A 21,103-nucleotide genomic window follows, 5' to 3' on the forward strand; every position below is an offset into this window, starting at 1 on the left:
TTGCCTTTGACAACTAAACTTTTACATATTTTCTGCATACTTTTCCAACTATATAAAGTTGGCATCCAACGGGTAAATATATGACTATAGAAGAATTACTAGAAAAATATGCAAAGGGAGTCTTAGATTTTAGCGGTGCTGAACTAGCTGAAGTCAATTTGAGTGGCACTAAACTTAGTGGTGTTAATCTCAGCGATGCCAATTTAAGCGTAGCTAATCTCAGTGGCATCAATCTTGCTGACGCTAATTTGAGTTATGCCAAGCTAAATGTAGCTAGACTTAGTGGTGCAAATCTGTCTGGGGCTATTCTGAATAATTCCAGTCTCAACGTCGCCAATTTAATTCGTGCGGATATGACACGCGCTCAACTGCGTCAAGCGTCCTTAATTAGAGCCGAGTTAATTCGCACAGATTTTAGTCGCGCTGATATGTGTGAAGCCAACCTCAACAGCGCCGATTTACGAGAAGCCACACTGCGACAAGCTAATCTCCGTCGTACAAATTTCAGCGAAGCGAACTTAAGAGGTTCTTCTCTCAGAGAAGCCAACTTAGAAATGGCTAACCTCAACGCCGCTGATCTGACTTCATCAGACCTGAGTGGTGCAAATTTACGAGATAGTGAACTCAGACAAGCAAATCTTTGTATGGCTAACCTGAGTGGATCAGATTTAAGCGGTGCTAACCTGCGTTGGGCGGATTTAAGAGGAGCTAACCTAGCTTGGGCAGATTTAAGTGGAGCAAAATTAAGTGGAGCTAACTTAACAGGAGCAGATTTAAGTCATGCCAATTTAACAAACGCGAGTTTAGTCCACGCTAACTTAACTCAAGCAAAAATAATTAAAGTTGAATGGGTTAATGCGGAGTTAACCGGAGCAACTTTAACCGGTGCAAAACTTTATGCTACCTCACGGTTTGGTTTGAAAATTGAAGGGATAAAATGCGAATGGGTTGACCTTTCTCCCACAGGCGATCGCACAATTATTCAAAATTTTCATGGCGATGAATTGCGAGAGTTCTTTAATACTACCCCACCAACTATTCGCATTATTGTTGACTTACCCTTAGAACACGAAGCTAACTTCGTCATCGCTGGTATTTATTACCAAATTGCCCAAGAATACGAGGGATTAATCCAACCTCCCAGCGTAGAAAACAGCAATCGTCGGACTGTTTTCACATTTCGAGTAGAAAACGATGAAGCTTTATTATCTACAGCCTTTATGGCAATTCTTCCTTTTAAAGATGCCACAGCCACCCAAAAAATCATCCACACAATGGTAGACTTAATTCGTCAAGAAGTCATCACTAGCCAGAGTTTTAAATCACCCGCATTAGCAAAAAAACTCATCATCTTGCTAGAGGAAGCTATGAATAAATCTAAGATTATTAAACAGACGAAAAAACATCTAGAAGTAGCAGCAAAATTAAATTTCTTCAAAGCACCCACACAAACAATATTAACAAACTCCAGCGCCCATAGTTTGACTATCTATGATAGCCCTAACTTTGGCAAACGATTTGTGAATCGTTCTCCTGCTAGTAGTTCTGTTGATAATACATCTAACGAATCCGAATATAATATCCCTTCGTTAAAGACGATAATAGATTTTGTCCAAAGTTTTTATTTCATCCACTAGGCGTATGACTTCTGCAACGTCATGCAAGCTATAGCCATACTCCTAAATCCTTAAAAAAACAATTAACTGGAGTAAAAAAATGAGCAATCTATTTAACCGCATGATGGGTAAAACCCGGTATGTAGTTTGTCGTCTATTTCTGCATTTAGCAGGAAGTGAAGTAGCACCAATTTTAGGAATTTTAAATCGTGCTGCACGGGAAGCAATTGACTCTGATGGCGATTTAGAAATTCTGGGAGAAGAATTGGTAGAAATTTGCGAAACTCTACTTAGATATGATGAATATTGGCTCTCAGAAGCTAATGAAGGAGATGTCTTCTGGAATGAAGGAGAAGCAGGGGATTATGTCAATGAATTATTTACTGATTCTGCCCAAAGATATGGTGCTGAATTCGATTTAAGTTCTTCCTCTGGATTTGATGAACCTTTATCTATTCCTGTTACCCGCAACGTAGTGATCATGCTAACAGTGGCTTATGAAGGAGAAGTTCCAGAATTAGAAGCTGACCTTTCTAACATCCAAGCATTAAAAGCAGGGTTGAGAGCTTTAATCAATTTACACCAAAAACATAAACTGCGAGCCATCCAAGTGCATTTTTCACCAGCCCAATTAGGTGACGAACTGACGAACGATCAGTTATTGCAGTATTATCCGGAATTGATCCCATTGTAACTTGTTGGTTAGTCTGTAGTTATTACACTTACCATCAGCAATGATAGCTAACAAATTAGGACAATCATACAATGATCAAAACTGTAATGCGTAAATTTACAATCGTGTGTTTAGCCCTGAGTTTGTGCTTGACAACGGTCGCTTGTGGTGGGGGAAACCAACAGACATCTTCTTCAACTCAAGGTGTCAGCCAAAGTGCTACTCCTACCAAGTTGAATGATGGACAATATGATGTACAACAGGCTACCTACAACGATGCCAATGGGGAGTATACCCTGTTTTTACTCGGTAGTCAGCCTCCCACCTTTGCCACAGAAAAATTACAAATGGCAAGGCTGACAGATGAAGAAATCAAAGCAGGTAAAAAAACTTACCTGAAGGTAGAAAATGGCCAGCCGGCTTTATACCTGACGGAAGATTTTAAAATTGAGTACGTTCATAATGTCACCGAGACAAAAACCAATCCCCAAACGGGACAAAGAGAAACCGTAGTTGTGCGTCAAGAATCTAACTTCTGGACACCTTTTGCAGGGGCTGTGGCTGGTAACTTAGCGGGTCAAGCTATTGGTAGTCTTTTATTTAGACCTCAATACTATGTTCCCCCTGTTTATCAACCTGGTGGAATTATGAGTGGTTATGGTGGATATGGTTCTACTTATGACCAAGCAGTTTCTAGCTATCGCACTCGCTACAATGAACCACCCGCAGCCGTGAGAAATCGGACTGCTTTCCGCACTACAGGGTCTATTAGATCATCTGGGAACTCTACTCGGACGACACCACGGACAAATACAAGTGGTCGAGCTACAGGTTCTGGTTTTGGTAGCAGTAACCTCCGTCCTTCCGGTAATTCCAGTTCTCCCCGACGTAATTCTGGCAGCAGTTTTGGTAGTGGTGGACGTTCTGGTAGCCGTTCTTCTGGGTTTGGTAGCAGAAGCAGAAGAAGGTAATTTATAGGAGTCAGGAGTCAGGAGTCAGGAGTCAGGAGGCAGGAGGCAGGAGGCAGGAGGCAAGAGGCAGGAGGCAGAAGGCAGAAGGCAGGAGTCAGGAGTCAGGAGTCAGGAGTCAGGAGTCAGGAGTCAGGAGTCAGGAGGCAGGAGTTCAGGAGGAAGAAGAAAGAAGGAAAAAGAAAGAATTAATCTTTCCCCCTCTCCCCTGCTCCCCTGCTCCCCTGCTCCCCTGCTCCCTGTCACCTATGTTACACAGTTGCAAATGCAGGTTGCGGCCAACGTCCCATGACTTTACCGATGACTGCTAATTCTGACATCAATTTATCAAATTTGTCTGGTGTTAAAGATTGGGGTCCATCAGATAAGGCTTTGGCAGGGTTGGGATGTACCTCAATCATGAGAGAATCTGTACCAGCTGCGATCGCTGCCATCGCCATCGAAGGTACAAATTCAGACCAACCCACACCATGACTAGGATCAATCATAATGGGCAGGTGCGTCAGCTTTCTTAACACTGGCACAACTGATAAATCTAGAGTATTGCGCGTATACTGACGGTCAAAAGTTCTAATTCCTCGTTCACACAAAATCACATTGGCATTACCCGCCGCCAAAATATACTCAGCCGCCATTAACCAATCTTCAATGGTTGCCGCCATACCCCGTTTTAACAGCACGGGTTTTGATTGCGCCCCAACTTGTTTCAGCAGGGAGAAATTTTGCATATTTCTCGCCCCCACCTGAATCACATCCGCAACTTCGGCGATTTTCTCCAAATCACCCCCATCCATCACTTCCGTAATTATTCCCAGTCCACTCACTTCCCGCGCCTTAGCTAATAATTCCAAAGCACTTTCACCGTGACCTTGAAAAGCGTAAGGAGAAGTCCGGGGTTTATATGCACCACCCCGTAAAAATTTAGCACCAGCAGCCTTTACACGCCGCGCCGTCTCCACAATCATTTCTTCATTTTCTACCGAACAGGGGCCTGCAACGACTACCAAAGGATGATGTTCACCAAACACCACATCCCCATCAGGAGTATTCACCACCACCTCAGAAGCTTCCCCATGGCGGAACTGACGACTAGTTCTTTTATATGGTACTTCCACCCGTAAAACTTGCTCAATCCATGGACTGAGTTCCTGAATTTGTAGCGGATCTAAATCCGCAGTTTCACCTACTAAACCTATTACTACTTTATGTTGTCCAATAATTTTTTCTGGTGTTAACCCCCAGCCAGCTAAATCTTCCGTTACACGGTCTATTTCTGCCTGTGGAGAACCTACTTTCATTACAACAATCATTTTAAAATCCCTGTATTTTTTAGTAAATTATTTACCGACTCAGGAATGTTGACTTTAATTTTTGCCTGCTGGAATTACTCAATAATTAAGCCAAAAAATATATAAAAAATGTAGCGCCAGGTACTTTTTCTGAATATTGGGTATAAATAAGACAGTATAAAAGTTTAAAATTTTTAAAGCTTTTAAAATTTATGTTGAAGTGATAAAAATTCAACTTCAACATTCATTCGCCAATTTACCCAATATTACAGTTGTGTAAAAATACCTGAGCGCCGCTGATCAGACGTTCTTTTTTCTCGTCTCACGCCAAACTTCGGCCATCCGTCCCCAATTGGTACTAAACTCACTCAAGCCAATTAAATTACCAGGTCTTTCTTCATCCCAAGAAGCAGAAAGAACACCATAAGTTATCCCCAACACCCCTAACCCAAATAATCCCATATTCACCAATAAAACGGCGATGGGAGGTAATTGGATATGGGCGTAGGCAACCAGCAGATAACTAGCCACTAAACTTGCAATGCCTAAAGATGTGGGTATACCACAAAATGCAGCCACTCTGCGGATCATTCGCTGGCTGACGACTTCAGGAATCGCCATTTCTTCCTTGTTAAAGGGTGGCTGTTTTTGCTGTTTTTGGCTTGATTCCTGTTCCTTGACTACGGATTGACTTTTAGCTTTTGCAGGTTTTTGACGCTTTTTGTTTGGCTCAAAAGGTAAACGACTGCGTTCTGATTCTTCAGCAGGCATAAGCGGGACTTCCTAACCACGAATACCGAGACGAGCGATCAAAGCTTGATATTTTTCCCGATTGTCCTTCTGGATATAACCCAGAAGACGCTTGCGTTGTCCGATCATCTTCAATAATCCTCTCCGGGAAGAATGATCTTTCTTATTAGCTTGGAGGTGTTGGCTGAGGCGGTTGATCCGATCAGTCAACATAGCGATTTGGACATCCGCAGAACCGGTATCGGTTTCATGCACTTGGAAGCCAGAGATTAGTTCTTGTTTGCGCTGTTGCGTCAGAGCCATGATCGATTAAATTTCTATTTTTTCTAAATGGATGTAGCAGTCTCTTATAATATCACAGCCATTAAAGTCTGTGGTGAATTAGCTTTGTGATAGGTGGAAGGCTGGATTGAGATAGCGGTAAATACTTAGTATAAATTGGGACAAATTAAATATATTTAAGACTTTGTTGGGGTGGTTGTGCGATCGCTAATCGTTTGAGTTGGCGGGTGAGGTTTTTGATAGCAAGAATTACAGGAGCATTTTTTCTGAGTCGGGGTTTTTGAGAATAAAATGTATGTCTCGCAATACAAAAATGGAAGAATAAAATACATGAGTCTCATCTATCAACCATCAAATTACAATCCTGTAAATCCTTTAATCCTGGGTATCCTGATTCAGACAGTTTAGGCTTTATAATTGATATACAGTGTAATATTGCCCATAACCTAGTAAATGACATAAATAATTATGAATGTACAACTTGTTGACTCCCTTGTAGAAATTGTTTCCAAATTAACTCCCGAAGATCAGAAACTTTTTTTATCTAAACTTGCTCATAGAAATATAATTCCGTCAGCAGAAAAACAAAATTTAACATCAGTAGAAAAAGCCGCAAAATTTCAAGAATGGTTATCTAAATTTCCTCAAAGCAGTATTACCCTATCAGATGAAGCACTGCGTCGAGAAAATATTTATGATGATAGAGGAATATGAAAAGCTATTTACTTGATACCAATATTATTCTTAGATTTGTAAATTCTCAATCTCAGGAATACAACCTTATACGGAATAATATTTCTGAAATTTTATTACGAGGTGGTCAATGTTTTATTACCTCTCAAGTAATTATTGAATTTTGGGTTGTTTCTACTCGTCCTGTCAATGTCAATGGATTAGGATGGAATGTAGAACAAACAACTCAAGCAGTACAAATGCTAATAAATCAATTTGATTTATTAGAAGAAACACCAGATGTATTTTCTATTTGGTTGAACTTGGTAACAACATATAACATTTCTGGTAAACGCACTCACGATATACACATATTAGCAGTGATGCTTGCTCATAATATCAGCCATATTTTAACTTTAAACCCCAAAGATTTTATAGCTGTTCCAGAAATTACGATTATTCATCCTCAAAGTATTAATAGCTAAGAATATTGTGAGTAAAATTATCCTGTAAATCCTTTCATCCTGGTCATCCTGTTCGCGTAGCGTGGCGTTAGCCATTTCAGACAAATAGGGACTTGACGAAATTGAAAATATACCTTAATATAAAAATATAGGATGCAGCAGACATGATTTAGGCGTTGAAAGATAGTCTAAACATGACATCCCGTTACCTGTATGGTCGAGGAATTCCGGTAAAGACGTTCTGAATACCAAAAATTGATTTTTGGCGAAGACTCCTCAAGGAGTCTTTGTTATTTAAGGACTGGGTAATTTTTTATTATTTAATAAGTTTTTGGCTATCACAAAAAAGCGAACTTTTTTGATTTTACCTATACCATCATATTTAGGGTAGGCGCTTTCTACGTGCAACCTCAGCTTTTTACTTTCCCGAAATACTGTAAAAACAACAAAATAATCAACTTCAATACCATTAGAATCTACAATTTTAACGGTTGCAAAGTTTCCATATCCAGCATGACATACCAATGTTGTTTTTTCACCCAGTGACTTGATAATACTGGGTAAATGCTTTGATAAGTGGTATCGTTCAAAATTGAATGGTCTAGACTCTCTTGGAGCATTATACATCAATAAATTTGATTCTTCGCTGCTCAGTTCATCCGATTCTTTCGTAAAACAATGTGAGCTATATGTGACGATAAATCTGTATGTGAATGGGTTATTTTCATCTGTATCATCAGTATATTCAACCCAGTGAACATCAAGATGTGATAAGTCGTAAACTTGACCATTAAATGTGAAATTTCTCCAGTGTTTAACCTCCGTCTTGACTGTATTAAAATTTTTACTCATGAGTTAATATAAGCTGCTATGATTTATACAATAATCTTGTAATCTTAATAGTATAAAAATCACAATGTCAAGTATTTAAAGTTTACAGGATGTTTTTTATTAATTATTTGTAGGTAGTGAATGTGGTGGTTGTCTGAATCAGGATATCCAGGATTTAAGGATGTACAGGATGTGATTGTTTGATTATTGGTTAGTTGTTGATGATTAGTATGAAGAAAGGTTAATTTTTTAACTTAGTGTAATCATCAATACATCATTCACGTTTAGTAATCATCAAATAACCATCCTGAAAATCCTATAATCCTGGTTATCCTGATTCAGATAAATTCATCAAATAACCATCCTGTAAATCCTTTTATTCTGGTTATCCTGATATGGCTTACGCCACGCTATCAGACAATTTTATAATATCGTCATTATGTTACAATCGGAATGGAGGGAAACAGGAGCATAAAACTATGCCATTAATCAAAATACCAAGACATTATCTTGTATCTCAAGATGAAGATTCAATTACAGTCGATGTACCAGAATCAATGCTATTAAATTGGAAAAAGGACTATGAAAAAATTATTCAAGCCAAAGGTATTTTAAAGCATAAAAAAGCAGAAATGTTAGCTCATTTAGATACTCTGCGTCAGGAATGGGAAGAATGAGATATCTTTATGATACCAATATTTTTATTTACTATCTAGCCGATGATACAACAGTTAATTCATGGTTTGCAGAAGATTTTTTCAACTTGCACGAAATTCTAGTTTCACCGATTATTCGCATTGAATTACTGAGTTTTATCGGCTTATCAAAAGAGGAAGAAAAGTCTATTGAAGATTTACTATCGCAGTTTAACACAGTTCCATTGTTACGAGAAATTGAAAATCAAACCATCCAATTAAAACGACAATATAAAATTAAGCTTCCTGATGCAATTATAGCCGCTACAGCAATAAATCAGGACGCATTTTTAGTAACAAGAAACGTTAGTGATTTTAAAGGAATTACCGGACTAAAGATTGAGAATCCTTTTATTAATTAATAATTGAGAAATATGTGACTTTTATCCTGGATATCCTGATATGGCTTACGCCACGCTATGCCTTCGGCACACTACGTGAACGCTATCAGACAAATGAATCATAAATGTTTTATGACCTCTCAAGTAATTATTGAGGTTTGGGTTGTCGCTACTCGTTCTCTGATAGTATTTTTAGCTCATATTTTTACTGTATATTAATGGGATAAGTATATTCCGACATACTCATAAACATTGTTGCTAATATACCTGAAAATTGGCACTATTATTAATCATTTATAAAAATGTCTTTTCTGAACATAAAAGGTTTTCAGGATTTGTCATTGTCAATAAATAGCACAGGTGATGTTTATGGGAAGACGAAACTTTGACTATATTAGAGAATGCGGAAAAGTCAATACTACATCGACATCAGCAAAACCAATTCCTGGTATTCTATTAATTGGCGGTGCAGAAGGCAAAAAATCTGGAGAAGATGCAGCTACTCAATGGTTTCTTAAAAGAGCAAACCGGGGAAATTTTTTAGTGCTTCGTTCTGGTGGAGTTGGTAGACAAGCTGATTGGATTTGTGATCATTATAGAGATTTTATTAGTTCAGCCGCTGAACTTTCTATTGACAGTAGAGAAGCAGCCAATGATCCAGAAGTTATCAAATACATTCGCGACGCAGACGCACTATTTCTAGCTGGAGGTGATCAAAATGCGTATGAAGATTATTGGGAAGGAACAGCCGTAGAAGAAGCAATTAACTACCTGATTAATCAGAAAAAAATTCCTATTGCTGGAACTAGTGCCGGCATGGCTATTTTAGGAGACTACTATTATGCACCTTCCCATCAAGGTGTACAGAGTTCAGAAATTTTGAATGACCCCTTTCACCACAATACAAAGGATATTTATCACAGTGATTTTATTAAAGTTCCATTTCTCAAAAATGTTATTACTGACACACATTTAGATAGAATTGATAAAAACCATCCAGAAACAAGATATGGGAGACTTTTTGGCTTATTGGCTAGAGTTGTTCATGATAGCAATCGACTTTCAGCCTTTGCTATTGGTTTAGAGGAAGGTGCTTTTGTTGCCATTGATGAAAAAGGAATTGCTAAAGTATTTGGCAATGGCACAGATAAAGGACAAGATGCTTATTTTCTACAAATTAATCGTGCAGAACCAGAACAAATTAAACGGGATTTACCTGTAATTTGGAATCATAACGGACAAGCTGTTAAAGCATATAGAATTGCCGGAACACCAGAAGGAAGTGGAAAATTTGACCTCAATAATTGGTCAACTGCTTCTGGAGGAAGTTGGGAATACTGGTTTACTACTGGTGGATACGCTGGTTTCAAACGCAACCCAATTAAATAGTTGGGAATTTTTAAGTTGTTATACACATGATTTTTACATTCAGACAATAGGAGAGAGGAGAAAGGAAGATAAGAAAAAAATTAATTCTTTCTCCTCATTTTCTGAAAAATTATTTGTCTTCCTGCATACTTCTAACAATTTTCGTCACCAGCTTTCTAGGAAAAAATCTGACACTTTTTGCCAGAATTTTATTTAAAAGTCCAGGAATAACGATTGTTTTACCTCGCATTAAAGCATCATACCCAATTAGAGCCACAGTTTCAGCATCCATCATTTTTTGACCCTTAACCAGCTTAGAATCTGCCATTCCTGTGCGTTCATGAAATGCAGATATAGTTGAGCCTGGACACATAACTGTTACAGTTACACCTGTACCTTCTAACTCATTAGCAATAGCTTCAGAAAAGGATAAAACATAAGCTTTAGTTGCAAAATAAACTGCCATTAAAGGGCCTGGTTGAAAAGCAGCAGCGGAAGCAACATTTAATATTTTTCCCTTACCCCGCTTCACCATGTCTTTGAGAAATAACTTAGTTAAATGGGTCAGACAAACCAAATTTACCTGTAACATTTCTAGTTCATTCTTGAGACTGGTTTCATTGAATAAACCATAAGTCCCAAATCCGGCATTATTCACTAAGACATCAATTTGAATATCGGCTTGTTGCAATTCTGTAAAAATTTCTTCAGGAGATGTAGATACAGATAAATCTTTAACAATACTTGTGACTAAAATATTATATTTTTTCTGGAAATCAACGGCTATTTCTAGCAGTTTTAATTTATTTCTATCTACTAATACCAGATTATAATTCTCAGAAGCAAAAATACAGGCTAATTCGTAACCAATTCCACTAGCAGAACCAGTAATAAGAGCAGTTTTCTTATACTGTTCTTGGGTTTTTAGTTTCATGTCAAAAGTTTGGTGAAATTCACCAAAAGTAAAATCAATTGAATCTGGTTGAGTACGGAGTGAGGAATAAAGAAAAATAAGTTAGCAAGAAATTAAATTGATCTTCTTGCAACTTATTCATTACTTTAAATCAATCACTCTTTCCCAACATCGACATCAATGTTAGTTATGCAAGACTGAGGAATCCCGTCTGCATTAAATAAGAAGTGTAAGTGATCAATAATTGTGAGTCTATGGGAGGACAAACAATAGAACTTCCTTTTAATGCTTCTAGGGTTTCTTCACAGCTAATGATTGGTCTTCTAGCTTGCAAGTACAAATCAGGAATAGTAATTTGTTCATCAGACCAACGCTCTAATAAAAATGGTCGCAGAGTGTATAAAGGGTTTTCTTGAGAAGTGACATTATTGATTAACTCTGCTTGCCATTGTTCGTAGGGAATCATCTCCAGTGAAAAGCCAAAAGTGCGTATCCATTCCACCAAGGACTTTAAAGAAGCTGGTTGGGGATGTTGTAAATGGAAAGCCTTAGCAATTGATGTTTCCTGACGTGATAGATAAACAACGGCTTTGCTTACATAGTCTACAGGAGACATATCTAACATATAATCTACATCGGGAAAATATCCCATTTGTAGACAGCCTTTAATCATCAAATTGATGAAATCATGGGTATTACAAATTCCAGTTTTGCTATCTCCAGAAATCAAAGGTGGTCTGTAAATAGTAACAGGAAGTCCTCGGTCACTGGCGATTTTAACTAATTTTTCTGCGACCCATTTAGTTTGAGAGTAACCAAGGAAAATACCTTGCCAGTCATGAAAATTATCCTGTTCTTTAACAACCTTTCCAGCATAAGCAGTTGATTCAAAAACAGCGACACTAGAAACATAATGTAAAGGTTTAACTTTAGTTTGACAAGCTAAACGCAAAACTTCCTGAGTTCCTAAAACATTAGCAGCTTTTAATGCTGAATAAGGATAAACATAATTCAGCAAAGCACCACTATGATAGATAACATCTATATTAGCAGCCAGATTTTCAAACTGTTCTGCACCAATACCTAAAAGTGGCTGTGCTAAATCACCAACAATGGGGATAATTCGAGAACTATATGTATCATCCCAAATTGCATATTGTTGGAGATTTTTTTCTAATTTGCTCTTACCTTCAACAACATCAGCAGCACGCACCAAACAATAGATAGTTGCTTGGGTTTCCGCTAGGAGTTCCTTAATTACAAAAGCACCTAAATAACCTGTTCCTCCAGTTAAAAAGATGTTTTTGGGATTGGTGACAGAAACCGCAGCAGTACCAACTGGTTGAATAGTGGGGTCAAGTACAGCTTCAGCACCTAAATCTAGGAAAGGAGGAGCAATATTTACAGTTGCAACTCTTCCAGATGCTGTATCTTGTATCTGGGATTCTCCTGGTACTTCTTCAGATAAACGTTGTGAAAGTGCAGCAATAGTTGGGTAATGCCAAAGTAACACTGGAGAAGGTTTAAAACCTAATAATTGCTCCAATTTACTGATAATAATCATAGCTTGGGCTGAGTCCAAACCATAATTTTCTAAATGCTCTTGAACGTCAATTTCTTCTGGTGTAGCTCCGATAACTTCAGCCAGATTAGACACCATAAATGCTTGAATATCTTCAGCAGTATAAGCAGGTTTTAAAGTCATATTTACATCTCCAATGTAGAACGAAGTGGGCGATATTGACTGTAGTTATTAGGGATTTGCAAACCTTGAACTTTCAAGTTTTGAATGCGGTATGAAAACGCTGTTCCCAACATGATGTGATGAGCAACATCAACAACATGACGATTTTGAGGTTCTGCTAGATATGAGCCGCGCACCCAGTCGTTAAAACCACCCATAGCTGGACCGCACCAAATTTGATAATCGACTTCTCTACCTTTTTCACCGGTGCTAGACCAACGGGAAGATAAACCTAAATACCAGCGAAAAATTAAAGCCATTTTTAATTTAGGATTATTGACAGCTTTACCTAATTTTTCAGGATTTTTTTGAGATAAATAAGCGGCTGTTCCTTCCCAAACTTCGGCGATGGTTTTACGGAAGATTTGTTTTTCTAATTTCTCTCTTTCGGCTAAAGGAATATCTTCAATTGATTCATAAGTGCGGTATAATTCATATAGTTTTTGCGCTCGCATGGGAAACATTGTTCCGCGTTTGAGAACTTGCAATTTGACTCCCATTTCAAACATATCTGCTGCTGGAGCCATCATCATATCTGCCATTTCTGCTTGAGCTAATAATTTTTTTGTGTAATCACAAGCTCCAGATTCAATGCATGATTGATTAATTGAACCAGTAACGATATAGGCAGCACCCATCATAAAAGCTGCTAACGCTGATTCTGGTGTACCAATTCCTCCAGCTACTCCAATTCTTATGGGTTTTTCATATTGATATTGTGCTTGAATTTCATCCCGTAAACTAATAATTGAAGGAAGCAAACACACCAAGGGACGATTATCTGTATGACCACCGGAATCAGCTTCTACGGTAATGTCATCAGCCATTGGGACTTTGCTGGCTAGATTTGCTTGTAATTCAGTAATTAGTCCTTGCTGAATTAATTCTTTGAGAATTCTAACTGGTGCTGGTTGCAAAAATTTAGTCGCAACTTCACGACGAGAAATTTTAGCAATGACTTTATTTTTGATTTCAATTTGATTATTGGTATTTAAACTTAGTCCAGCTACTCGATAATAAACGATGTTAGGAGTTAAGTCTAAAAATGCAGATGCTTCTACAGTTCTTACCTGATATTTGAGATATAATTCGACGGCGCGGCGTTCTATTGCTGGTTCGTTAGGACTATGAATTAAATTAAAGGCATAAGGACCATGAGGTAAGGCTTCTTGTATGCGATTGATGGCGATTTCTATCCGTTCTGGAGGTAAACCACCTGCACCAAAAGAACCTAAAAGTTTTTCTTTTCCTAGTGCAATTACCATTTCTTCGGAAGCAATACCACCAGCCATTGCACCAGTCATATAGGCATATTTGACACCATAATCTGTGAGAAAATTGCGATCGCCAAATTGTTGCAGTCGCAAAGGTGGAAGTGATATTAATAGCTCTGCTTGTGCTGATGAACCGTTGTCAGCAGGTGTTAAATAACCATCGTTAGTAACGCCTATGTTATCTGCTACTTTAACTATATAACAAGGTTTATCTAATGAAAGGAATTTATCTTTAATAGCGTTTTGTTCAAATGCTATACAATCTAATGAACCTCTCCAAATTTGGTTTTGATGGTTGGAAAAGGTGGAAAAGCTAAGTCCATTATCATGTTTATTTAGTACCGTATTGAGTGTTGTCACGGTATTTGTTCCTCAAGTTGTAAGCAATGGTTTGACTTGTTCCTTGCTCTAGCAAAGAATCTAGTTTTTTTGGTATTGATGCTTTAGAGGTAGAACCTCTGGAATTGCGTTCCCAGCCAGAGACTAGGAACGAGAATTAATGATTTATTTCTCTTCGGTGAGTAGGTTTTGAGCGCAAGCTAATTGCAATTGAATTATTTTGCTCATTTGTTGACTGAAATCCTGTCTGGCTTGTAGAAAGCTGGTATGAGCTTGTGTTAATTTTGAATTATTTGTACTCAGTTTTTGATACTGAGCTATTTTTAAATCATTCATCTGGATTTTGTGAGTAATTTTTTGAGTTGGTGGGGTTTTAGTGCCAGTTAACTCAGAAGATTGTAATTTATCTCCTGGTTTCAAACCGTTATCCATGATCGTTTTCATGGTGATTTTTTCCGGTTGAACAATTGGCTGGGAGTAAATATCGTTGGGAGTAATTTTTACCGGAGGTTGTAGGGAATTGATAATTTTATACTCTCGGTAATTAGGGGTTGTTTGATGTTGCTTGAACTGAGGATCTTTCTGGAAAATCTGGCGGTTTTCTTCACTCAAAATTGCCGCTGTGATGGAATTACCACCTAATGTAATTTTCTTGAGAGTTGCTTTATTTTTCTTGGCAGTTTCTGAGGATAGATTATACAGTGGAGATAAGTTTAAATTCACTCCATGACTAAGCAATTTTGCCAGTGCTTTAACAAGTGAAGTATGATCATCTATGCCGCGTCGGTTTAGGGATACGGTGATGTGTTCTTGATTGCCAAGATTTTTATCTATCCAGCGGGAACAAATACCACCAGCACCTGCTTCAATAAAGATTTTTGCTCCGTCTGCGTAGACGCGATTAACTAAGCGGGGAAAGTCGAGTTGCTGACATAATCCTTTGGCTATGTTGTGAGCAATTTGTTCACTATTAAGTGTGGTTGGTTGATATTCAGCCGCTGAATAAAAAGTGATACCGGGGATTGTTTGTGCTGGCAAGGTGTAGAGTTTTTCTAGTTCTTTTGACTCTGATTGCATTGCTTGACAATGAATTACATGATCAAAAGGTGCAGGAAAGGCGTTACAACCAAGAGTTTTAATGACTCGCTCACAAGCTGCTGGTTCACCGGCAATTAATACTTCTTCTGATGTATTAATCTGTGTCAAGTAGACGCGAGTTTCATTTTTTAAACATTCTCTGACCTGTTCTGGACTGGCCATGAGAACGTAATTGCTCCAGAAATTATTGTCTGAAGTTTCAGTAGCTTTTGGTAGTCCCCAATGCTCACGTACAGCATTTTTGGGGCCTGATAATCTGTCTCCAAATAAAGCTGATGAGTTAAAGGTGTTACTTACTTCATAAAAATTGCTCCATACTCCTTGAGCAACCATCATGCTAGTTTCACCTAAGCTATATCCAAAAATATATTTGGGTTTGATTTGAAAATCATCGGTGATAATTGTGGAGATGAGTCTGGTAAACAGCACTTCTGCTTCAAACATTGCCAGAGAATCATCGAACAATTTCTTTTCTAGGGTTTCTAATTGTCGAGTTGATAATTTACTCAGACTTCTGGGAAATACTAGTTTTTCTACGTCCGCAGCACGTTCGTAAAGACTTTTGACGATGACATCATCAAAGGCTTTAGGAAATAGATGGAAGAGGGTACGACCGATACCTAGATAAGAGTTAACAGCAGCGGGATAAATAAAAGCGATTTCTCCATCTTTACCCAGTGGTTTGGGTGTAAAATAACTGCCTATAGGAGTTTGCCAATCTTTGCCGTTTTCAAAGGCATTAGCTACACCTTTTTTAGCTGAATTAATTTCTTTGAGTAATTCTTTTTGGTTACGTCCGGTGAGAGAGAGTGTATATTTTGCCTGAGAATGCTGTTGAAATTTGACAAATGTTTGACTGGCAATGTCTTTGAGAGAATCAGCATTTTCAATTGTTTGTTGCAGATTGTCTAGTGCTGCAAATAAGCTGGATTGGTCATCAGCGGCAATGGGTAATAGATGAAAAGGTCTTGATTCTAAATATCTACTGCTGCGTTCTTGTTGTTGGGTTTCTTCTGATAGGATAACATGGGCAAAAGAGCCGTCACAGCCAATACTATTAATGGCTGAAATTCTACATTTGACTTCTCTTTGTGAGAACCAAGGTCTGGATTCAGTAACGACATAGAAGGGACTACCTTCCCATACTTGCGGTGTTTTGACACCAGACCATTGAGGAGTTCCGGGAATATATCTGTGATAAAGACTTAATGCTGTTTTGATTAAACTAGCTATTCCTGAAGCGACAAAGGTATGACCTATATTGGCTTTGACGCTACCAATGGCACAGTGTAAACCATCTCCTACAGGGGGATAAGCTTGGAGGATACCGTTAATTTCGGCTTCGTCTTCTGAGGGAATTCCACTACCGCAGACTTCTAAATAGTTGACTTCTGTGGGTTGAATTCCTGCTTGTTGAAATGCTTGTTGACATACTTGGTTGATGGTAGTGGCATCTATGGCCATTGAGGGAGATTGACCGATACCGATGCCATCAATTACTGCATATATGCGTTGATTATTTTGTAGTGCTGTATCATGTCGCTGGAGGACAATTGCACCTGCACCTTCTCCTACTGTCCAACCGTCGGCTTTTTGGTCAAAACTTAAGGTATTGATGCCTGTATTGAGTTTTCCTAATTGACTGCGGAGTAAGACGTTTTCTACTCCACCTGCTAAGTCAACGGCACCTACTACTACTGCATCCACTTCGTTGGTAGCTAGTAGCATTTCTGCTAGTTCTAAGGCTTTAAAAGCGGCAGTTTCTACGGCACTAATAGTGAAGGAAGGTCCAGTGAAATTCCATAGGGATGAAATGCGACTGGCCATGATGTTGCCAACATAACTGAGGTATTCACTAAGTTCTACTTGATGGTGAATACTGTCTTTGATGATGGTTTCTAGTTGGGTGATTTTTTCTGGTGGTAAAGAAATTTCTGCCCCATTTAATCCGTCTTTAAGCTGCCAAGATGAGTTCCAACGTTGTTGTAGCTGGTGTACAGATAGTTCTGTGTCTGCGGCGATAATGACTGCTACATTACCATTAGGTTGAATTTTCCCATCTTTGAGGGCGCGATCGCACACTTTTAGTAATAAAGTCTGCTGTGGGTTGATTTTGTCAACTTCGTTGGGAGGTATTTTGTAAGCTAAGGTATCAACTTCAAAATCTGTAATATACGCTCCCGTTGGTGCTTGTCCTGCTTCTAACCCATACTCTTGCAGTAGCTTTGTTTGTTCATTAATACCAAGCCATCTTTTTTCTGGTAGGGGAATAAAATGCTGTTTACCATCGTAAATACTACTTTCAAAAGCATCTAATCCATCACATTCACCAAACAAGGCATCCATACCGACAATTGCCATTTTTGCGGTCTTGTTTTCTTGAATACTCATTTGCTGCTTTCCCCCTGTTCCAGAATTAAATGAGAGTTTGTTCCACCAAATCCAAATGCGCTTAAAGCTACGTGCTTAGTTCCTTTACTCGGCCAATCTGTGGCAGTTCTGACAATGTTTTGCGGCGAAACAACATTATTTTCAGAACCCATAGGTTCACTGACATTTATAGTTGCCGGAATAACACCATGAGACATACTTAAAATCGTCTTTGTTATCCCCACCATGCCAGCAGCAACAAGTAAATGACCGACGTTTGTTTTAGCTGAACCAACTAAAGGCGCTGCTTGATTTTCACCAAAAAAGCCTTGGACAGAGTTAGATTCGGTGGTATCTCCTAAGAGAGTGCCGGTAGCATGACACTCTAAATAATCAATGGTTTTGGGTTCAAGATTAGCCTCAGTAAAAGCTCTTTGGTATGCGGTGATTTGTCCTTGAGCATTAGGACTGAGGAGATGCTTGCCTTTACCATCATTAGATAGACCATTACCGCAGATTGTTGCTAAAATTTTGTCTCCATCTCTAACAGCATCACTGTATCTTTTCAGCATTACCATTCCTATTCCTTCGGAGGTAATTAAGCCACGTGATGATTTATCAAGAGGACGGCTAACGCCATTATCTGGATATCCTTGAATACCCGAAAATAACATTCTGACAAACAACGGATCGGAAGCACTAATAGCACCGGCTAACATCAAATCTGCTTTACCAGATTGGAGATAATGGGATGCTAATTTAATGGCATAAAATGATGATGAACAGGCAGCATCTATACAGCAATGAGTTCCAGAAAGAGCAAATGCACGGGAAATTATAGCCGCAGGCAAACCGGAAACCATAGCATTATATGGTGATGCTTTGGCAGCGGTTGGTACACCTGCTAAATGAAAGTCTTTTTCCTGTAAAAGTTCACCAATAGCAGGTTCAATAGTTTGCTGATAAATAGGTGCAAACAATTGATTAGATGCTTTGGTTGGTAAAGCCAGAGTTCCTAAAATTACGCCGCATTGAGAGAGAGCAGATTGATTTCCCCAATAGCCACTGTTAACAATCGCTTGTTTAGCTGCATACAGTGACCATTTAAAAGTATTGTCCAGGCTTTGTACAAATTCTGTAGGTAAATTGTACTCACTAGGATTAAAGTCAAGGTTACGAATAAATCCACCTTTAAAAAAGTAGAATTTTTCCGGTGTACCTTTATTAGAATCGTAGAATATGCCAGGGTCTAAACCTAAATCGGCAACACTAATATCAGAAGTTGAGTCTTTTTCTTCGCTGAGATTCTGCCAAAATTGTTCAGGATTTGTAGCATCTGGAAAGAGGCATGATAATCCAATGATGGCTATTTTTTCCACTGTTGAAATCCTCGTTGGGGTATAAGACGTGAAGGAAATTTTTATTTCCTCCGTTTTTAGGATTTACGCTGTTCCCCCAAACGTGGTTTTTCAGTTATCAGTTAACAGTTATGATATTTCACTGTCACCTGTCACCTGTCACCTGTCACCTGTTACTTACTTACTTCTTATTTAACATTTTCATCGGCCAAATGACGGCTTTTGCGCCTAAGATACGTGAATATATTTTTCCTTCACGACTGTGGATAATGAAATTGACGGTTGCACCAGTATCAGTTTTAGCTATCATTTCACAGGAAACATAAAATGGTATGTTGAATGGTACGGCTAAATATTGTTCACAGTAGGTTAATTGTCCTGGTAAACAAACTTCTTGATGGAAATGATTTAACCATAACCATAGGGTTTGGGTACTCACATCAATTATGTAAGGATTGTGCCAGTTGACGGGAAACTGTCCTTGTTGTTGGGCTGTAATTTCTTGCCAACAACATTCGGCTGTAAGTTTCTCTGGGCTAATGTTTAAAATTCTGGTAATTTCTTGGAATGCTGGCCCATGAAATAAGGATAAATCGCCATTTTGATAAAATCCTTTACCTGTGGTGGTGACAATATTATCTTCTCTGAGATCCATTGCTTCATAAATGGGTGCTTCTGGCATATTTTTTACCAGTTTAATCAGAGAACTGAAATGATAATGAGTTCTGCCTTCAGGTGTTTTACTCAATATTTTTGTCTGAAATTCAACAAAGTTACCATCGCTTTTGGAGACTTCTTGTATTTCTAGAATATGTTCTTTAGCCAGAGTTGAATTGAAAGTGATTCCTTTCAAAACTTTGAAGTCTTGGCAACTGAAATATCTATAACCAGGATAAATTTCTTCACAACCATTGACCATCCAGGATTTAGCACAGGTGGCTGGTAAAACTGGTGAACCTGCAATTGTATGATCATGCAAAAATGGATTTTCTGCTAATGTCATGCGCCGTTTGACGCGATAGCTGCGGAGTTCTGAACCTAAAGGACTAGGTGGTAGTTTCATGGGACTACCAATTACAACTTGGGAATGATTTTCATAGGCGGGATGTAGTTCATTAACTAACATTTGTGTGCCGATTTCTACGGGAATAATATCAATTCCTCGTTCTGCAAATGCTTTTTTTAATTGTGGTGTCACCATGCCACTATCCCAACCGCCCCAGTTAATTGCTACTACATGACATTGGGGGTAATTTTGCTTAATTTTGTGTGCAGATTTGTTGAGAATTTCGTTGGCGATCGCATAATCACTTTGACCTATATTCCCGTAAAAACCTGTTACAGATGAAAACAGGACTAAATGCTGTAATTGCTGAGGATTAACGCAATTTAATAAATTTTGTAATCCTTGCACTTTGGCGGTATAAACTTTTTCAAAATCTTCTGATGTTTTCTTTTCAATTAATTTATCAGCTAAGTTACCAGCACCGTGAATAATGCCTGTAATTTGCCCAAATTTTTGGGCTACGGTGTTGAGTTTTTCTTGCAAAGTTACTGTATTGGTAACATCAACGCTGATATATTCAGCTTTTGCTCCAGTTGCTTCTATTGCGGCTAAGGTCTTTTTAATTTCTCTGCTGGAATTAATTTCATTAAATATCTTTTGTACCATCATGGGTGTTGGTTTCTCTCCTTGAGAAATCAAATTTTCCATGATGCGTTTTTTCAAGGCTGCATCTTCTAAACAGTCATGTGCATATTCTGGTTCTGGGGTGATTTCTGAACGACCTAAAAGAATGAATTTGCAAGGTTGGTTTTGTGCTAATTTAATTGTGCATTGTGCAGTGATTCCTTTTGCTCCACCACTGACTACAAAGACAGATGATGGATTAATTTGAAGTGTTGCTGGCATAATTCAACTTTATAATTGATTCTGTGTTGATGAATAAATTTATTTTTTCTCTCGCAGGGTCAAAGAGAGAAGATTTAATGAACCGCGAAGACGCGTTCGCGTAGCGTCCCGGAGGGATAGGACGCGAAGGAAGAAAGGAAGAAGAG

General features: G+C 38.4%; 18 protein-coding genes. 8 read left to right on the top strand and 10 right to left on the bottom strand.

Going from position 1 to position 21,103, the window contains the following annotated elements; all coding sequences use genetic code 11:
* Window positions 1-80: 80 nt before the first annotated feature.
* The 3 genes from ACLLO5_RS19855 to ACLLO5_RS19865 all read left to right on the top strand — a co-directional run bounded on the left by ACLLO5_RS19855 (window position 81) and on the right by ACLLO5_RS19865 (window position 3,260).
* Window positions 81-1,637 carry a pentapeptide repeat-containing protein gene (locus ACLLO5_RS19855; protein WP_413172214.1) on the top strand — a complete coding sequence of 519 codons (1,557 nt, stop codon included), beginning with the start codon at window positions 81-83 and terminating at the stop codon, window positions 1,635-1,637.
* Between the two features lie 79 nt (window positions 1,638-1,716).
* Window positions 1,717-2,310, top strand: coding sequence for a DUF1517 domain-containing protein (locus ACLLO5_RS19860; RefSeq protein ID WP_413172215.1), 594 nt, complete (start codon window positions 1,717-1,719; stop codon window positions 2,308-2,310).
* 71 nt (window positions 2,311-2,381) lie between these two features.
* Window positions 2,382-3,260: a hypothetical protein gene (locus ACLLO5_RS19865; RefSeq protein ID WP_413172216.1), complete on the top strand. Its 879-nt coding sequence runs from the start codon at window positions 2,382-2,384 to the stop codon at window positions 3,258-3,260.
* A 248-nt stretch (window positions 3,261-3,508) separates the two neighbouring features.
* On the opposite strand, the gene aroF is transcribed toward ACLLO5_RS19865, so the two are convergent.
* The 3 genes from aroF to rpsO all read right to left on the bottom strand — a co-directional run bounded on the left by aroF (window position 3,509) and on the right by rpsO (window position 5,599).
* Window positions 3,509-4,567 (bottom strand): 3-deoxy-7-phosphoheptulonate synthase, encoded by a 1,059-nt coding sequence (gene aroF, locus ACLLO5_RS19870; RefSeq protein ID WP_413172218.1) that lies wholly within the window; start codon window positions 4,565-4,567, stop codon window positions 3,509-3,511.
* Window positions 4,568-4,846: 279 nt separating this feature from the next.
* Entirely contained in the window at window positions 4,847-5,317 is a 471-nt protein-coding gene (locus tag ACLLO5_RS19875) for a PAM68 family protein (RefSeq protein WP_413172220.1), read from the bottom strand.
* A gap of 12 nt (window positions 5,318-5,329) precedes the next feature.
* Window positions 5,330-5,599, bottom strand: coding sequence for a 30S ribosomal protein S15 (gene rpsO, locus ACLLO5_RS19880; RefSeq protein WP_347608929.1), 270 nt, complete (start codon window positions 5,597-5,599; stop codon window positions 5,330-5,332).
* Window positions 5,600-6,046: 447 nt separating this feature from the next.
* Between rpsO and ACLLO5_RS19885 the strand changes: the two genes are divergently transcribed.
* Window positions 6,047-6,292 (top strand): hypothetical protein, encoded by a 246-nt coding sequence (locus ACLLO5_RS19885; protein ID WP_413172221.1) that lies wholly within the window; start codon window positions 6,047-6,049, stop codon window positions 6,290-6,292.
* Window positions 6,289-6,735, top strand: a complete 447-nt coding sequence (locus ACLLO5_RS19890) for a type II toxin-antitoxin system VapC family toxin (RefSeq protein WP_413172223.1) — start codon at window positions 6,289-6,291, stop codon at window positions 6,733-6,735. Before ACLLO5_RS19885 ends, ACLLO5_RS19890 begins: the two co-directional genes overlap by 4 nt.
* Window positions 6,736-7,008: 273 nt before the next feature.
* Here the strand turns inward: ACLLO5_RS19890 and ACLLO5_RS19895 are convergent, their stop codons facing one another.
* On the bottom strand, window positions 7,009-7,566 hold the full coding sequence (locus tag ACLLO5_RS19895) for a heat-shock protein (protein WP_413172224.1): 558 nt from the start codon (window positions 7,564-7,566) through the stop codon (window positions 7,009-7,011).
* Window positions 7,567-8,024: 458 nt separating this feature from the next.
* Between ACLLO5_RS19895 and ACLLO5_RS19900 the strand changes: the two genes are divergently transcribed.
* From ACLLO5_RS19900 to ACLLO5_RS19910, 3 genes are all read left to right on the top strand, one after another.
* Window positions 8,025-8,222, top strand: coding sequence for a hypothetical protein (locus tag ACLLO5_RS19900; protein ID WP_413172225.1), 198 nt, complete (start codon window positions 8,025-8,027; stop codon window positions 8,220-8,222).
* Window positions 8,219-8,602, top strand: a complete 384-nt coding sequence (locus tag ACLLO5_RS19905; protein WP_413172226.1) for a type II toxin-antitoxin system VapC family toxin — start codon at window positions 8,219-8,221, stop codon at window positions 8,600-8,602. Before ACLLO5_RS19900 ends, ACLLO5_RS19905 begins: the two co-directional genes overlap by 4 nt.
* A gap of 348 nt (window positions 8,603-8,950) precedes the next feature.
* The gene (locus ACLLO5_RS19910; protein ID WP_413172227.1) at window positions 8,951-9,970 is read left to right on the top strand and encodes a cyanophycinase; all 1,020 of its coding nucleotides are present in this window, start codon (window positions 8,951-8,953) and stop codon (window positions 9,968-9,970) included.
* Window positions 9,971-10,079: 109 nt separating this feature from the next.
* Here the strand turns inward: ACLLO5_RS19910 and ACLLO5_RS19915 are convergent, their stop codons facing one another.
* The 6 genes from ACLLO5_RS19915 to ACLLO5_RS19940 all read right to left on the bottom strand — a co-directional run bounded on the left by ACLLO5_RS19915 (window position 10,080) and on the right by ACLLO5_RS19940 (window position 20,957).
* Entirely contained in the window at window positions 10,080-10,883 is an 804-nt protein-coding gene (locus tag ACLLO5_RS19915; protein WP_413172229.1) for an SDR family NAD(P)-dependent oxidoreductase, read from the bottom strand.
* A 166-nt stretch (window positions 10,884-11,049) separates the two neighbouring features.
* A complete protein-coding gene (locus ACLLO5_RS19920; protein ID WP_413172230.1) occupies window positions 11,050-12,567 on the bottom strand; it encodes a thioester reductase domain-containing protein in 1,518 nt (505 codons plus the stop codon).
* Window positions 12,568-12,569: 2 nt separating this feature from the next.
* Window positions 12,570-14,240, bottom strand: coding sequence for a PfaD family polyunsaturated fatty acid/polyketide biosynthesis protein (locus tag ACLLO5_RS19925; RefSeq protein WP_413172231.1), 1,671 nt, complete (start codon window positions 14,238-14,240; stop codon window positions 12,570-12,572).
* A gap of 144 nt (window positions 14,241-14,384) precedes the next feature.
* On the bottom strand, window positions 14,385-17,708 hold the full coding sequence (locus tag ACLLO5_RS19930; protein WP_413172232.1) for a PfaB family protein: 3,324 nt from the start codon (window positions 17,706-17,708) through the stop codon (window positions 14,385-14,387).
* Window positions 17,705-19,066, bottom strand: a complete 1,362-nt coding sequence (locus tag ACLLO5_RS19935; protein ID WP_413172233.1) for a polyketide synthase — start codon at window positions 19,064-19,066, stop codon at window positions 17,705-17,707. Before ACLLO5_RS19935 ends, ACLLO5_RS19930 begins: the two co-directional genes overlap by 4 nt.
* A 160-nt stretch (window positions 19,067-19,226) precedes the next feature.
* A complete protein-coding gene (locus tag ACLLO5_RS19940) occupies window positions 19,227-20,957 on the bottom strand; it encodes an SDR family NAD(P)-dependent oxidoreductase (RefSeq protein ID WP_413172234.1) in 1,731 nt (576 codons plus the stop codon).
* Window positions 20,958-21,103: the final 146 nt, after the last annotated feature.

The organism is Anabaena azotica SJ-1, from assembly GCF_047275885.1.
Classification (GTDB): Bacteria; Cyanobacteriota; Cyanobacteriia; order Cyanobacteriales; family Nostocaceae; genus Trichormus_B; species Trichormus_B azotica_A.